The sequence below is a fragment of the Curtobacterium sp. BRD11 genome, from assembly GCF_031844345.1.
Lineage (GTDB): Bacteria > Actinomycetota > Actinomycetes > Actinomycetales > Microbacteriaceae > Curtobacterium.
Window position 1 is genome coordinate 255,670 of record NZ_JAUZUZ010000002.1, and the last position, 14,707, is coordinate 270,376.

The following is a 14,707-nucleotide window of genomic DNA, read 5'->3' on the forward strand; positions in this document are numbered from 1 at the left end:
CCCCCCTTCCTGCCGCGGCCCACGACCGGCCCCACCCTCCCCTTCCCGCTCGACCCGCGTTCGGGCCACCCCACGTTTCGGCCTGCCGGCCACCACCACTCTTGGAGCCTGCCCGTGCCTCAGCAGCATCCCCAGACCCCCGCCATTCCCGCACCCCGGACGCGCCGCGAAGCCCTCGCCGCCGAACGCTCCGCCTCAGCCCCGACCGCCAGCCGCACCCGAACCGCGACGATCACTGCCGCTACTCAGCCGGCGCTGCGGCCGCTACCGACCGTCGCGGCTGCACCCGCAACACCGGTCCGCTCACTGCGGTCACGCGTTCTCGCCGCGGTCCCGATCACTGGTGCCGCGGCCGCGATGGCGCTGTTCACCGCTGCCGCGGCGCTGCCCGCGCAGGCGACGACCGGCTCCGCCGCAGTCGTGTCCAGTGTCGCTCCTGCCGCCGCCGAGCAGAGCTTCACCGCGTCCGGGCTGGCCCTCACGGTCGACCGCGACGGGTACACGATCACCAAGCCGGCCCCGAAGCCCGTGATCACCAAGACCGCACCCGCCTCGCAGGCCGCGCCAACGGGGGCCACACCGGCCTCGACGAAACAGAGCGTTCCCACGACCACGGGCGGCACGATCGTGAACACCGGAATCGGCGACATCCGATGGCCTGTCGCCGGAACTATCACCGTCAGCTCACCGTTCGGTCCGCGAAGCGCCCCATGCGCGACCTGCTCGTCGATTCACCAGGGCGCGGACCTCACCCCCGGCGCCGGCACCCCCATCGGAGCTGTCGCTGCCGGCACTGTCCGAGTGTCGACAACGCACCCCGAGTACGGGCAGTACGTCATCATCGACCACCAGATCGACGGTCGCCTCGTGTCCACCCTGTACGCGCACATGATCTTCGGCTCCTCGCCGCTTCGCCCAGGCGACACCGTCGCCGTCGGGCAACTCGTTGGCCTCGTCGGCAACACCGGCGCGAGCACCGGTGCGCACCTGCACCTGCAGGTCATGCCTGGCGGCACCACACCCATCGACCCGATCCCGTGGCTCACCGCCAACGCCGGACGCACGCTGTAGCACCTAGCCCCAGCGGTGTCCAACCAGCCATCGGCTATTAAGACGGGTGGAGGGGGCGCCCTCGTATAACAATGCGAGTCAGCGCCCACTGCCTTGTCGGAGGCCTTGGAGGTAGGCGTTGTAGTTGTCGAGCTCAGTGTCTCCATGCCGGTCGGCTTCGCGAGTGGCGCGAGCGGCTTTTCGGGAGTCCTGTCGCTGCCAACGGATGATGCTGGCGAGCAGGATGATGGCGACCGGTAGCTCGCCGTACGTCCAGACCAGACCTCCGGCGAGTTGCTGATCGCGAAGTGCGGTGGTCTCGAACTCGGCGCTCGGCGAGGCGAATGTCGCCACAAGGGGTGCGCTGCTGAACATCAGGGTGAGCCCGAATGCGGCATGGATCTGCATCTCGACGAACGCATCGACGATGCGGATGACGTACGACGTGCGCCGGGGAAGTGGGTCAACGGTTGCGAGCGGCAGCATGATCACTGTGCCAAGAGCCACGAACGTCAGTTGGAGCGCGATTCGACCTGCTTCCGTGGAGAGAAGCGCATCCGCTGCCCCGGTGAGGTAGAGCCCGAAGAGGGGCACGACGAGCAGCGGCACGACTGCCAGCGGATGCAGGATCAGCCGGGCGAACGGGGATCGGAGAACGCCGACCGCCAGCCTGAGCACACGGCGGCCGAATCCGCGACGCGGCATGCCTCGCAGGAGCACCGTTCCCGGGGAACCGAGAATCAGCAGCGGCGGGACGATCAGCAGCAGAGTCAGCTGCTGGAACATGAACGCTGAGAGCAGCTCGCGGCTGTAGGTCTGGAGGCCGGTTGTCGTCGCTGTGAACATGACCGCGCACCCGAGGATGAACACCACGGCCCGACCGAGAGCTGGGGCACGCGGTCCGCGCCGGGCGTTGACGTACAGGACGAGGTAGGTCGTCGCTAGGAGAACAGCGACGACCGCTACGGGCGACAGCGGTCCCGTCGCCCAGGACCAGAGGACGTTCGAATCGAGACGGGGCATCGTTACAGTCGCTCCTGCTGTTCAACCGGGCAGCTCCGTCGAGCTCGTTCTCGGTGAACGCTGTCGGTGAGTGGCGGTTGCATCGTTTCCTCGTCTGCGGTGGTGACGGCTGATCGCGTTGAGTCGGCGACTCAGCGGGGGGAACTGGGTCGTCGTGGCTTGGTCTCAGATCGGCATCGTGGTTCCGGAGATGAGGGCTTGCATGGCGTACATGATGCGTGTCCATACGCCGGTGACCATGGCCGCGCCGGTGAGGATGAGGATCGCGCCGCCGATGATGTTGACCGCGCGGATGTGGGTGCGTAGGAACCGGACGGTGTTCTTCGCCCAGCCCAGTCCGGCTGCGATGAGGACGAACGGGATCCCGAGGCCGAGGCAGTAGGCCAGGCCGAGGAGTGCGCCCCGGCCCGCGGTGCCCGCGTCGAGGCTGAGTGCGGTGATGGTGGCGAGGGTGGGGCCGAAGCACGGGGTCCAGCCGAGACCGAAGGTCGCGCCGAGGAGCGGTGCGCTGGTGAGTCCCGTGGGTGGCCGCCAGGACGTCCGGACGGTGCGCTGCAGTGGGCGCAGTAACCCGATGAAGGCTGCTCCCATCACGATGACGATGACGCCGAGGAGCCTGATGATGAGGTCCTGCCATTGCACGAGCCAAGTACCGAGGGCGCCGAACAGTGCACCGTAGGCGATGAACACTATGCCGAATCCGGTGACGAACAGCAGCGCGCCGATGATGGTGCGTCTGGTCGTGGATGCGGCGACGGATCCGGTGACGTAGCCGAGGTAGCCCGGCACGAGTGGCAGCACGCACGGGGATGCGAAGGAGATCAGGCCGGCGAAGAGCGCGATCGGGATCGCTGCAATCATCTGCCCGCTGAAGACGGCTTCCTGCCAGTTCATCGTTCCAGCTCCTCACGTGGGCAGGCTGCGTCGAGCGAGGTCATCGCAGCTTCTCTGACGTCGAGGTCGCCGCGTTGGTGGTGGCGGTGGTAGCTCCGCGGTGGCGGCGTTTGGACGGCGAGGTGCGTGCGTAGGTGAGGGCGAGGAGGCCGACGCCGACCGCGATGGCGATATCGGCGATGTTGCCGATGGCCAGATTGGCGTAGTTGATCATGTCGACGACGACGCCGCTGCCGAATTGGTCGCCGCGGGCGAGCCGGTCTAACAGGTTGCCGACGGCGCCGCCGAGCAGCACGCCGACTCCTGCGGTGTATTTCGGCGGGATGCCGAGGACGGTTCGGGTGAGGAGTCCGATGACGACAACGGTCGAGGCCAGCGACAGGATCCAGGTCGTGTCGCTACCGAGGGAGAACGCTGCCCCGGTGTTGAAGGCCAGCCGCAGGCCGAGCAGCTCTCCGACGAGGGGGATCGTCTGGTGCGGGTCGAGGTGCCAGAGGGCCCACTGCTTACTGATCTGGTCGAGGACCGCGATGGCGGTACCGGTGACGATGACCGCGATGAGTGTGCGCCGGGATCGCCAGCGTGATCGTTGTCGGTCAGCGCCGACGGGTGCGGGCTGCGTCATCGGCGCAGCTCGTCGTCGATGAGTGTGGACAAGGTGCCGGGTCCATCGATCGCGCCGACGATGCGAGCGGCGACGCGACCCTTGGTGTCGAGCACGATGGTGGTGGGGACAGCGTTCGGGGCTACTTCACCGGAGAGCGCCAACTGCATCCGGGCCTGATCATTGTCGAGCACGCTGGGGTAGGGGATGTTGAAGCGCCGTTCGAAGGCGTCCGCTGTGCCCTTCGCGTCGCGGACGTTCACGCCGATCATTTGCACGTTCTGGTCCTGGTAGCGATCCCAGACGGTATTGAGGTGCTTCGCTTCCGCGCGGCACGGCGGGCATGCGGCGTACCAGAAGTTGAGCACGACGACCTTGCCCTGAAGGTCGGCGGAGCGCATCGGTTCTCCGTCCGAGGAGACCTCGTCGAAGTCGATGACGGTTTTCCGGTTCGCAGTGGGCACTTGGGTGACAGTGCCGTCCCCGGAGACGTAGTTTTTCGTGCCGCCGTCACGGTATTGCGCGCTCAGACCGGTGTTGGTGTCGCTGTTGGAGGAGCAGCCGGTGAGCACGAGCGCGCTGCTGACGGCGAGCACAACGGTTGCCACGATGATCCGGGTTTGCCGGGGCCTCATTGGGCTTCCTCGAGTGCTGCGTCGACGGCGTCCTGCAGGTCGGTGTACGACTGCAGCGTGACCGGTTTGCCGTTGATGAAGAACGTCGGGGTGCTGCTCACACCGAGCTGGGTGCCGAGGTTGACGTCGTCCTGGATGAGCTTCTGCACGCTGGAGCTGTCGACGTCGCGGTCGTACTGTCGCATGTCGAGGCCGAGGTCTTCGGCGTAGCCGCGGAACCGGTCGGCCTGGGAGTCGGTGCCCCGCTCACCCCACTCGGCTTGCGTCTCGTACATCCGCTGGTACATCGGCTCGAGCTGGTTCTGGCGAGCTGCTGCTTCGACTGCGCTTGCGGAGGTGCGGGAGTTGCCGTGTCCGGGGAGCGGGAAGTAGCGGAACCCGAACGTGATCTTGCCGGCGTAGTCCTTCCGGAGCTGTTCGACGTAGGGGTAGAACGCACCGCACGCTTCGCATTCGAAGTCGAGGAACTCAACGACGGTGATCGCTCCGTCGCCTTCCTCGCCGAGTACGTGCGTCGGCGTGAGCGCTTCAGCTGTGGCCGCTGCCGTGCTGGCTGGAGTACCAGCACGGGTGTTTTCGATGTTCGCCCGGATGACGAACACGGCGATGAGGATGATGACGAGCGCTCCGGCGATGACGCCGGAGATGATGCCGATGCGGGCGCTTTTGGTCATGTGCTGGCCTTTCAATCACGCGCCGCGCGCGTTGAGGAACGGTGTCGGGGGGACGGGGGTGCCGTTCTGACGGATCTCGAAGTGGAGGTGACAGCCGGTGGACAGGCCGGCGTTACCGACTGCGGCGACGGTCTGGCCGGCGCTGACTTTCTGGCCAGCTCGCACGAGCACCCCCGAGGAGAACATGTGCGCGTAGTTGCTGGTGACGCCGCCGCCGTGGTCGATGGTGATGAGGTTGCCGTAGTCGCCATAGGGGCCCGCGTAGGTGACGGTGCCGGCAGCGACGGCGTAGAGGCCGGTGCCGCACGCGGCTCCGAAATCGTCGCCGGCGTGCAGCCGGTAGTAGTTGAGAATTGGGTGGAGGCGGTTGCCGTAGGCCTGGTACGACGAGTACGACCGGATCGGTTTCGTCCATCCGGACGACGACGCGGCCCCTGGGTTCCCGCCTGGTGCAGCCGCTGAGTCTGCAGTGCTTGGTGGGGTCTGTGCTGCGCGGGCCGCAGCTGCTGCTGCGGCGATCCGGGCAGCTTCCGCTCGGGCTGCTGCGACGCGGCGCCGTTCCGCTTCTGCGTACGCCGACTCGGTGTTGAGCGTGTGGTCCCGCAGGACTGCAAGCTGGTCGGTGAGTTCCTGCTTCCGGGATCGTTGCGCCGTCTCGGCCTCGGCAGCCTCTGTGGCGGCTGCCGTAGCGGCAGCGAAGGTGTCAGCTGCCTTCTGCTGCAACCGGTCCCGTTCGCGGCGGGCGGCGGCTGCTTGCTTGGTTAACGCCTCCGCGGTTCCGGCGCGGGTTGCCGCGTCCTCGAGCGCAGCGTTCATGGTGTCGGTCACCTTTGACGCGGTGCCGAGCCGCTCGAGGAGGGTGTCACTATCCGCGGTGATCGATGCGGTCAGGTCACGCCCGGCCGACCGGGACAGGTACGCCGACCACGCCGCGATCTGCTCCTCAGCGCCTGCTGCTTCTGAACGGGCGGTGCTGGCTTGCTTGGTGAGGGTGTCGTACTTGCCGGTTGCGGTGTCCGCTGCATCTTGCGCAGTTTGCAGCTCCTTGCCGCGGGCTGCTGCAGTCTGCTTCGCTGCGGCGGTCGCGGTTTCGAGCTGCTGCACCAGGGCAGTGATCTCCGCGGCTTTCGATTCCGCGGCCGCTTCACTCTTCCGCGCCTCGAGCACATCAGCCCATGTCGGCGCGGTCGCCGCGGCGGCGGGGACGGCTATGACAAAGCTGGCGACGGCGACAGTGAGGGCAGTCACGGCGGCGAGGACATGCCGGCGCATCACTCGGGTGCCTTCGGGCGGCGGCGAGTGAGGAGAAGAATCCCGACGATTGCCACGATGAAGAGGGCGGTCAGGCCGGCAAGGACCCAGATTCCGGCGCTGTTACTCGGGGCCGATTCCGCGCCGGAGGCGGCAGGAGTCGCCGCGGATGACGCTGCAGCTGTCGGAGTGGGGGTCTCCTGCGGGGTTGACGCGGATGGGGTGGGGGAGGGTGTGCTGCCGGTGGAGGTGAACTGGTAGCTGCCGGAGATGGGGTGACCGTCGACAGACACGCTCCGCCAGGTGACGGTGTAGGAACCGGGCGTGGTGATGGTGATCGGCTTGGTGAGGGTGCTGCCGTCCACGGTGATCTGGCCGGTGGTGACTTCTTCATCGTCCGGGTCGACGACGCTGATGATGATGCCGCTCTCCAGCGCTGCGAGCGGCGGCTCTGAGTACGTCAGGGTGATCTGGTCGAGGTCCCCGGCGACAGTACTGTCGGCGGCTGGGTTGGCGGACGCGAGGGCGTCGTGGGCTGCGGCTGGGGTTGCGGTGACGAGGACAGCGGCGAGGACCGCAACGGGAACTGCGGTGGCGATCAGAGCGCGAAGACGCACGGGGAACCTTTCCTAGAAGACACGGCCAGCGTTGGCGCGAAGCCACGTGTCCGGATTGATGGGCGTGGTGCCGTCCTGGTGCACTTCGAGGTGCAGGTGCGCGCCGGTGCTCCGGCCGGAGGAACCGACGAGACCGACCCGGTCGCCTGCGGCCACGGTCTGCCCGACCCGCAGCGGCGAGGAGCCGACGATCATGTGTGCGTAGAGGGTGGAAACCAGTCGACCGTTGATGCGGTGGTCGATGATCGCGTACTGGCCGAATTCCGAATGTCGGCCGGCGACGCGCACGGTGCCGGCAGCGACGGCACCGATCGGCGTCCCCATACCAGGCGTCAAATCCAGCCCCTGGTGGGCGCTTGAGCAGGTTGCGCATGGGGCGATCCGGTACCCGAACCCGGAGCTCATCGGCACCGGGCCGGGGAACGGCCACTGCACGTCCCCACCGCCGGTCGACGCCCCCACTGCCGGTATTCCTGACGAGCCTGCCGACGTCGCGGGGGCCGGTGCAGGGGCGGAGACCGTGAAGCTGTCGCGGGTGAGGTTCGGGTCGAGTGCTGCGGCTGCGACGGTCAGTGTCTGCGCGGGCGCCGCAGTTGCTAGTGGCATCCCGGGTGTGGCCGCGACCGCAGTCGGGCCCGGGAGGGCTGCGGACGCGAATAGCACCACCGCTGCCGCTGCCGCCGTCGCGGCTGCAGCTGACGGGACGGGACGCGCCCGACCAGCGGACGTTGCGACTGGAGCCGGCGGCGTCACAGTCCGGCGAGGGGTGCTGCGACCACCGGTTCCTGCAGTCACCCGTCTGCGGGTGACGGGGCGCGAACGGGTTTCGAGGCGCTCAGCGGCAAGGGCTTCACGGCGGGTCAGTGGAGCCAAGGGACGTTCGGAGTTGGCAGGGGTGGGTGCGGGAGTATTCACGCGTCGAAAGGTCTTCCGGTGAGGTGCGGGCAGGACGCAACTGACGGCCCCGCAGCGCAGGGTCGTCTGGAAGAGTGATCAGACGCGCGCGATCGAGAGCACCGTCAGCGATACCGCTGATGGTGCTGCCATACGCCGCGGCACCATGGCCACACGGGCGAGCATCTGCGACAGGGTGAACAGCGACCGCCGCGGCGAGGTGATCGCTGCCAGCGCGGCGACCGCGCCAACGACCATCGCCGCCAACCCGAGCAGGGCGCAGAAGATGCTCGCGGCACCATGCTCCGCATCCACATGCGTCGCCGCCGGGTCGACTTCGGCTGTGTCGAGGGCAGATGCGACGGCGCCGGTGAGCGTCGGGATTGCTTCGTCGGTGTGGCTGGCGAGGTTCTGCAGTGTTAGCGCACCCAGCAGCAGCAAGACGGCAGCAACGACCGCGGTGACTGCTCGAAGCAGCCGGAGCGGGAGGTCGTGGCGAAGTGTCGTCATGATCATGTGGGGGCCGTGCGCGGCTTCATCCAGTGTGCAGGACGCGTTCGCGCCGCACAGACTGGATGGTGGCGTGTTGCCGCCGCGCTGATTGTCGGGGATCCGGATGGGAGAGCACTGCAAACCGGCGCCAGTGGCGGGTCGTGCTGCTGTTGGGCTAGTCACGGTCGTTGAGGGCGGCGAGCCGGTCGTTGTAGGCGGTCAGGTCTGCGTCGCCGTCCCGGTCAGCTTGCCGGTCGAGGCGTTTCGCGGTGCGCTCTTCCGAGCGTCGCCAGTTCCGGACGACGAGGAGCGCGACGAACACCATCGGCAACTCACCCGCTCCCCAGGCGATCCCGCCGCCGGTGCGTTGGTCCGCCAGGAGCGCTGCGGTGTCGGTCTGTCCGAGAGCACGGAACCAGTCGAGCGCGTACACGGTTGCGCTGCTCATCACCGCGACGCCGAAGAACGCGTGGAACGCCAGCGTCGCCAGCAACGCGATGATCAGGATCGGGTACGGCGGCCGGCGGGGGCCGGGGTCGATTCCGACGAAGACCCAGAAGAACAGGTACCCGCTGAGCACGAAGTGCAGCACCATCGCGACGTGCCATTCATGGGACTGCATCGACGCTTGGAACGCACCTGTGAAGTAGAACGCGACCAGCGAGCCGGCGAAGATGACACCGGCGACGGCGGGTTGGGCGAGGAACTGCATCCACTTCGAGTGCACGAACAGCAGCAGCCACTCGCGGGCGCCACGGGAGCCGTCGTTGCGGATCGGCAGGGTCCGGAGGGCAAGGAGAACTGGACCGCCAAGGACCAGCGGCAACGGGACGAACATCATCAGCAGCATGTGCTGGATCATGTGGCTGGAGAAGTGGATCATGCCGTACACGGCGGGGCCGCCGTTCATCGTCCAGATGAACACCGCGCAGCCGAGCACCCAGCTGATCGTGCGACCGATCGGCCACCGATCGCCGCGCTGCCGTAGTTTCCGGACGGCCAGGAGATACCAGACGATCCCGGTCACGGCGAGGGCGGTCCACACCCAGTCCCAGTGCCATGCGGTGAGAAACCGTTGAAGCGTCTGCGGATCCGGGTACGTGTACCCGATCAGCCCGTCGCGCGTGTCCGCGCCAACTGTAGGGGCCTGTGGGATCGGCGGCTGGCTGCGAGATACGGCCACGGATGCGCCGATGGCGATCGCCATGAACACGATTTCCGCTAACGCGAACCGGACGAACAGCCGTCGGTTCGTGGGCTCGCGCAGCAGCCCCGGGACGATTTTTCGTCGTTGGACCGCACCAGCAACGCCGAGGAGCACCAGAGCTCCAGCTTTCACGGTAATCAGCCACCCGTAGGAGGTGGTGACCAGGTCCAGCGGGCCGGTGAGACGGAGCGAAGCGTTCACAACGCCGGAGAACGCGACCGCGCCGAACGCCCACCCGGCAAGGGCCGAGTAGCGGGCGATGACCCGGCCGGTGGCACCCTTGGTGCGGGTCCGCAGCAGCAGCACCGCGACGAGCCCCCCGACCCATACGCACACCCCGACGAGGTGAATCGCCAGGGAGTTCACGGCGTTGGCGTGTTCCAGGGAACCCGCGGCGTGACCGGAGAGAGATAGTGGCAGCAGCGCGAAGAGCGCAGCAACGGTCGCGACAGCGAGGGTCGTTACGCGAGTCGCGAAGGCGGCGAGGACTGTTGCAATCAGCGCCGCGATGGCGGACACCAGGTACACCTGGCCTGCCTCCAGGCGGAACAAGAACTCCGGGAAGATCCGGTTGAACACGGCGCTGCCGATGGGAGCGCCAATTGTGTTCGCGCCGGTGAACACGATGCCCGCGACAGCGGCGAGGAACCAGACTGCTCCCGATGTTGCCGCCCACCGGGCAGCACGGTGTTGGACGCTGGAGACAGCGCCGTGGTCGGTGCGGCGGGCCGGCAACGCGAACGCGGCCACGATCAACAGCCCAACAGTGACGGCCGCCATCGCGTCATGTAGGACTCGTGCGACGGGCATGCCCCAACGGACGAGGCTGCCGGCGTCGACGAGCTGCGTTTCCTCGTTCAGCGCGCCGGTCATCGTCAGGCCGAGCAGCGCGCAGCCAAGGGCAACGGGCACGGCGACGGTCAGCACCGTCACCGTATTGGCACCCTGTCGGCTGAGCTGCTGAGGGGCTGTGGGAGCGGTCACCGAAGCCACCTGCCTGCGCGGGTTTGGGTGCGGTGGTCGGTGCGGGGCATGGAGTCCGATCAGGTGTGTGGGGTGTGCTCGTGCTGCGTGTGACCGGCAGGTTCGAGCTGGAATGTCGAGTGCTCGACGCTGACCTCGAAATGCTCGGCGACACAGGTCTGCAGCTCATCCAGAAGCGCCGGCAGTGAACCGTCTGTGAAGGAGTCGCGGTCGACGATGACGTGCGCCGTCAGCACGGGCAGTCCGGTCGCGATCTGGCTGGCGTGCAAGTCGTGCACATCCACGACGCGGTCCCGTTCCAGGAGGTGCTGCCGCACCGCGTCGAGGTCCAGACCCGACGGGGTGGTCTCAAGCAGCACGCTCACTGTCTCACGAAGCAGCTTGAAGGCCCGCGGAAGGATCAGAACGCCAATCAGCAACCCCGCAATCGCATCCGCGCCACCCCATCCGGTGACCGTGATGACGAGCGCGGCGACGATGACCGCGACGGACCCGAGCGCGTCATTGACGACCTCGAGGAACGCCGCCCGAAGATTGAAGTTCGCGTTTCGTCCGCCGACCAGGACCAGGATCGACGCGATGTTGCCGACCAGGCCGATCACACCAAACGTCAGCAGCCCCGCCGAAGCGATCTCCGGCGGCGCGAACAACCGCTGAACACCCTCGATCAGCACGAACAGACCCACCGCCAGCAGCACCGCAGCCTGCGCGGTCGCAGACAGCACTTCCGCGCGAGCGAACCCCCACGTGCGCTTCGCTGTGGCCGGTCGGCGTGCGAGGTTCGCTGCGATCAACGCGGTCGCGAGGCCGCCGGCGTCGGTGAGCATGTGTGCCGCATCGACCAACAAGGCGAGGCTGTTGGTCAGGATCGCGCCGACCACTTCCGCGACAAGGATCGTCGCCGTGATCGAAAACGCGATTGCGAGGCGCTTGCGATTCACTGCGTGCGCGTGCGCGTCCGCGGCGTGGTCATGTCCGGTGCTCATGCGTCGTGCTCCGCACTGTGGTGGTGTCGCACCACGTCGCCGACCGTGTGCTCGGCTTGGAAGATGGCGTCGTGCACGAGCTTGTTCGCGTGGTCGTTCGCCAGCCGGTAGAACACGCGATTGCCCTCCTGCCGGGTGGTCACCATCCGCGCCATCCGCAGCTTCGCCAGGTGTTGAGACACCGCCGCCTGCGACCGGTCGACCGTCGCCGCGAGATGGTTCACCGACAACTCGTCCTCCCGCAACGCCAGGATCAGGCGAATCCGGGTGGGATCAGCGAGCATCGAGAAGATCTCGGCCGCAATCTCGACGTGAGCATCGTCAAACTCCGACAGTCCCACGTTCGAATATTCGCTCATGCGAATATCCTTGCATGGCGAGCAGGCAGACGGCAACGCCGTGTCCGTCGGTTTCTGTAGTCGACAACTACCAGCTACACGTCATTGGAGACTGTATAGTCACCGCATGCTGACCATTGCTTCGCGGCTTGACGTGATGACCCGTCTCGGACGTGCCCTGGCCGATCCGTCCCGAGCCCGGATCCTGCTTCGGCTGCTGGACGAACCCGGCTACCCGGCACGCCTGGCGGACGAGCTGCAGTTGACCCGCACGAACGTGTCGAACCACCTTGCGTGTCTCCGCGGCTGCGGCATCGTCGTCGCCGTCCCGGAGGGGCGCAGCACCCGGTACGAGATCGCGGACCCGCACCTCACGCGAGCGCTGGGCGCACTGGTCGACGTCGTTCTCGCCGTCGATGACGGCGCCGAGTGTACGGACGAGGACTGCGACGTCCCGCTGTGCTGCGGAGCCGGCGCATGAGCGCCGCGATGCAGCTTGGTGCGCCCCTGACCGCCGCGCGTCGGACGCTGTTGCAGCGACGGGTGCGGTGGATCGTCGCCGCGACGATCACCTACAACGTGATCGAAGCCGTGATCGCGATCGCCGCCGGCACGGTGGCGTCCTCCACAGCGCTGATCGGGTTCGGTCTCGACTCCATCGTGGAAGTGCTCTCCGCTGCAGCGGTCGCGTGGCAGTTCGCCGGCCGCGACCCGGAAGCGCGCGAGCGCACCGCGTTGAAGGTCATCGCGGTGTCGTTCTTCGGCCTCGCGCTGTACGTCACCGTCGACGCCGGCCTCACCTTCGCCGGGCTTCGCGAGCCAGAGCACAGCACCGTTGGCATCGTCCTCGCCGCGGTGAGCCTCGCGGTGATGCCGTTCCTCAGCTTGCTGGAACGGCGCACCGGGAAGGAACTCGGCTCCGCGTCCGCTATCGCTGACTCGAAGCAGACCCTCGTGTGCAGCTACCTGTCCGCCGCGGTCCTGGTTGGCCTACTGCTGAACACGCTGTTCGGGTGGACTTGGGCTGACCCGGTGGCGGGGCTGGTCGTGGTGGTCTTCGCGGTCCGGGAGGGGTTGGAGGCCTGGCGCGGCGACGCGTGTAAGCAGCCGGTGTCGGCGCTGACCGGTGAGCGCGACGTCGACACCTGCGACTGCTGCTGACGGGCTGGGCTCCTTGTGCAGCGCGGGGAGCGGTTCCTGCTCGACTGGTTCGAGTTCGAGGCCATCGCGGACGGGTACCGGCTCTGGTCTGCGGACGATCGAGAGCCCGTCGCGGACGTCGAGGCGCTGCCGGAACAGTGCCAGGTGTGCATGCTCCGCTCGGGGCTCCGGTTCCGATACGACAGTCTCGATGACGTCGAGCGGCGGGTGGGTGCATGTCGCCTGCTCGGTCTGTAGGGGTCTCGGCAGACCGTCCCGCGGCCCATCTGGCTAGGAAGACGGGCCATTGGTGCTTGCAATCTCACATGAGGCACCCCTATCGATACAAGTCAAGGTAGAGCTCTCCTTCCCGAATGAGGGTTGGCGTTTTTTCGGCGGCTACTTCTTCCCAAGGCGGGCTCGTCGCAGTTCTGCGACGATGCGTGCCCGCTCGGGGTCTCTGGCCAGCGTGCGATCGTCGACGACGTCCACGATGTGCTTGACCAGCTCCACGACCTGCTTGCGCAGGAGGAAGCCGAGCACGGCGAGGACGACCGTGATGACGCCGGTCAGGATGGTGCCGCCGAAGGCCGTCAGCATGTCCACCGTGGTGTCGGTGATGGGCATGTTGCCTCCTTCGGGTTTGGCCGTGTGGCCAGCCCGCCCGTTGTGGGCGGGGGTCTAGAGCGTCGGAAGCCGACGCGAGCGCCCGGTGGGCGAGTGGTACCCCTATGCGGGAGCGGTCGGCTTGCTGTGTGCTCGCGCGTTGCGGGCATGGAAAAGGCCGGCCCTGACGGGACCGGCCTGTTCGTGGTGCTCGGGTGCTGCGCTGAGGGCAGAGTCGTTCCGAGCGGTTCCAGCCTACGATTCAGGCCGGACATGACGAAAGCCAGTCCGATGGACTGGCTTTTTGCGCGCACTAATGACGCGTGCCACAGCATAGCGGGTTTGGGAACATACCTGCAAGCATGCGGATCGGGGCGTGCCGCTCCTGCTCAGGAGCCGGCGTGGGGGCTTCGGCGTTCGACGAGGACGTTGTCGCGCCACTGTCCGGCCCACGGCCCGAACGTCATGAGGCCGATGCGTTCGCGGGTGCCGAGTTCGCGGAACCCGTGGCGGGCGTGGAGGGCTCGGGAGGCGGTGTTCTCGGGGAAGATCCCGGACTGGATGGTCCAGATGCCGGCTGCCTCGGTCGACGCGATCAGTGCGTCGAGGAGCAGGTGTCCGACGCCGCGGCCGCGCGCTGCGGCGGCGACGTAGACGGAGTGCTCGACGACGCCCCGGTACACCGGCCGGGCGGAGGTCGGAGAGACCGCCACCCAGCCGAGGACCTCGTCGCCATCGACGGCGACGAACCGATACTCGGGCAGCTTCCCGTCGTCGAATGCCTCCCAGGTCGGCGGTTCCGCCTCGAACGTCGCGTTCCCGGTGGCAATGCCCTCCCGGTAGATCGCCTCGACAGTTGGCCAGTCGGCGGCGGTCATCGGCCGAATGGAGACCGGGGTGTCGTCGGTCATGGGTGCAGGAGCTCGTCCTGGATGCGAGCGGCGACGGCGTCGCGCATGGGGCGTACGTCGTCGGGGGACCAGGAGTCCGGGTCCGGGAACGACCACTGCAACACCGTCCCGCGGGGCGTCGCGGGAAGGTTCAGGCCGGGCTTCATCAGCACGACGACGTCGGCCTGATCCAGCAGCTCGGGCGTGACCTGCCGTGGGGTGCGGTTGCTGATGTCGAGGCCGAGTTCCGCGACGGTCACGGCGATCGACGGGTTCACCTCGTTGGCGGGGGCGACCCCTGCGGAGGTGGCGGTGTAGCGGTCGTCGGCGGCGAGTTCGAGAAGGGCTGCGCCGAGTTGGGAGCGGCCGGCGTTGTGCTTGCAGATGAACAGCACGGTGGGCTTGTCGGTCATGTGGGGTCC

At 67.5% G+C, this 14,707-nt stretch carries 18 protein-coding genes; 3 read left to right on the plus strand and 15 right to left on the minus strand.

Translation table 11 applies throughout. The features are described from left to right. Positions 1 to 357 precede the first annotated feature (357 nt). Positions 358 to 1,071 carry a M23 family metallopeptidase gene (locus tag Q9R28_RS05785; RefSeq protein WP_311205660.1) on the plus strand — a complete coding sequence of 238 codons (714 nt, stop codon included), beginning with the start codon at positions 358 to 360 and terminating at the stop codon, positions 1,069 to 1,071. Between the two features lie 78 nt (positions 1,072 to 1,149). Here Q9R28_RS05785 and Q9R28_RS05790 read toward each other — a convergent pair whose 3' ends face one another. From Q9R28_RS05790 to Q9R28_RS05845, 12 genes are all read right to left on the minus strand, one after another. Further along, positions 1,150 to 2,073, minus strand: coding sequence for a cytochrome c oxidase assembly protein (locus Q9R28_RS05790; RefSeq protein ID WP_175325089.1), 924 nt, complete (start codon positions 2,071 to 2,073; stop codon positions 1,150 to 1,152). A gap of 165 nt (positions 2,074 to 2,238) precedes the next feature. Beyond that, positions 2,239 to 2,967, minus strand: coding sequence for a cytochrome c biogenesis CcdA family protein (locus tag Q9R28_RS05795; RefSeq protein WP_175325090.1), 729 nt, complete (start codon positions 2,965 to 2,967; stop codon positions 2,239 to 2,241). A 40-nt stretch (positions 2,968 to 3,007) separates the two neighbouring features. Next, the gene (locus Q9R28_RS05800) at positions 3,008 to 3,592 is read right to left on the minus strand and encodes a signal peptidase II (RefSeq protein WP_311205661.1); all 585 of its coding nucleotides are present in this window, start codon (positions 3,590 to 3,592) and stop codon (positions 3,008 to 3,010) included. Further along, positions 3,589 to 4,179: a TlpA disulfide reductase family protein gene (locus Q9R28_RS05805; protein WP_251155653.1), complete on the minus strand. Its 591-nt coding sequence runs from the start codon at positions 4,177 to 4,179 to the stop codon at positions 3,589 to 3,591. Before Q9R28_RS05805 ends, Q9R28_RS05800 begins: the two co-directional genes overlap by 4 nt. Positions 4,180 to 4,202: 23 nt before the next feature. Continuing rightward, positions 4,203 to 4,880 (minus strand): thioredoxin domain-containing protein, encoded by a 678-nt coding sequence (locus Q9R28_RS05810; protein ID WP_175325093.1) that lies wholly within the window; start codon positions 4,878 to 4,880, stop codon positions 4,203 to 4,205. Positions 4,881 to 4,895: 15 nt separating this feature from the next. Next, positions 4,896 to 6,128, minus strand: a complete 1,233-nt coding sequence (locus tag Q9R28_RS05815) for a M23 family metallopeptidase (protein WP_251155654.1) — start codon at positions 6,126 to 6,128, stop codon at positions 4,896 to 4,898. A 23-nt stretch (positions 6,129 to 6,151) separates the two neighbouring features. After that, on the minus strand, positions 6,152 to 6,748 hold the full coding sequence (locus tag Q9R28_RS05820) for a copper resistance CopC family protein (RefSeq protein ID WP_175325095.1): 597 nt from the start codon (positions 6,746 to 6,748) through the stop codon (positions 6,152 to 6,154). Positions 6,749 to 6,760: 12 nt separating this feature from the next. Beyond that, positions 6,761 to 7,210, minus strand: coding sequence for a M23 family metallopeptidase (locus Q9R28_RS05825; protein ID WP_175325096.1), 450 nt, complete (start codon positions 7,208 to 7,210; stop codon positions 6,761 to 6,763). A gap of 531 nt (positions 7,211 to 7,741) precedes the next feature. Then, positions 7,742 to 8,158, minus strand: a complete 417-nt coding sequence (locus Q9R28_RS05830; RefSeq protein ID WP_175325097.1) for a hypothetical protein — start codon at positions 8,156 to 8,158, stop codon at positions 7,742 to 7,744. A 151-nt stretch (positions 8,159 to 8,309) separates the two neighbouring features. Further along, entirely contained in the window at positions 8,310 to 10,274 is a 1,965-nt protein-coding gene (locus tag Q9R28_RS05835) for a cytochrome c oxidase assembly protein (protein WP_251155655.1), read from the minus strand. Positions 10,275 to 10,384: 110 nt separating this feature from the next. Continuing rightward, positions 10,385 to 11,311, minus strand: a complete 927-nt coding sequence (locus Q9R28_RS05840; protein WP_311205662.1) for a cation diffusion facilitator family transporter — start codon at positions 11,309 to 11,311, stop codon at positions 10,385 to 10,387. Further along, positions 11,308 to 11,670, minus strand: coding sequence for a metalloregulator ArsR/SmtB family transcription factor (locus Q9R28_RS05845; protein ID WP_251155656.1), 363 nt, complete (start codon positions 11,668 to 11,670; stop codon positions 11,308 to 11,310). The genes Q9R28_RS05840 and Q9R28_RS05845 overlap by 4 nt, the downstream gene beginning before the upstream one ends. 106 nt (positions 11,671 to 11,776) lie before the next feature. Between Q9R28_RS05845 and Q9R28_RS05850 the strand changes: the two genes are divergently transcribed. Continuing rightward, entirely contained in the window at positions 11,777 to 12,130 is a 354-nt protein-coding gene (locus Q9R28_RS05850; protein ID WP_251155657.1) for a helix-turn-helix transcriptional regulator, read from the plus strand. Beyond that, entirely contained in the window at positions 12,127 to 12,810 is a 684-nt protein-coding gene (locus Q9R28_RS05855; protein WP_175325101.1) for a cation diffusion facilitator family transporter, read from the plus strand. The genes Q9R28_RS05850 and Q9R28_RS05855 overlap by 4 nt, the downstream gene beginning before the upstream one ends. Before the next feature lie 378 nt (positions 12,811 to 13,188). On the opposite strand, the gene Q9R28_RS05860 is transcribed toward Q9R28_RS05855, so the two are convergent. The 3 genes from Q9R28_RS05860 to Q9R28_RS05870 form a co-directional block, all read right to left on the minus strand. Continuing rightward, positions 13,189 to 13,416, minus strand: a complete 228-nt coding sequence (locus Q9R28_RS05860) for a hypothetical protein (protein ID WP_175325514.1) — start codon at positions 13,414 to 13,416, stop codon at positions 13,189 to 13,191. 368 nt (positions 13,417 to 13,784) lie between these two features. Next, on the minus strand, positions 13,785 to 14,306 hold the full coding sequence (locus Q9R28_RS05865; protein ID WP_175325515.1) for a GNAT family N-acetyltransferase: 522 nt from the start codon (positions 14,304 to 14,306) through the stop codon (positions 13,785 to 13,787). Continuing rightward, a complete protein-coding gene (locus Q9R28_RS05870) occupies positions 14,303 to 14,698 on the minus strand; it encodes a low molecular weight phosphatase family protein (RefSeq protein ID WP_175325516.1) in 396 nt (131 codons plus the stop codon). The genes Q9R28_RS05865 and Q9R28_RS05870 overlap by 4 nt, the downstream gene beginning before the upstream one ends. Positions 14,699 to 14,707: the final 9 nt, after the last annotated feature.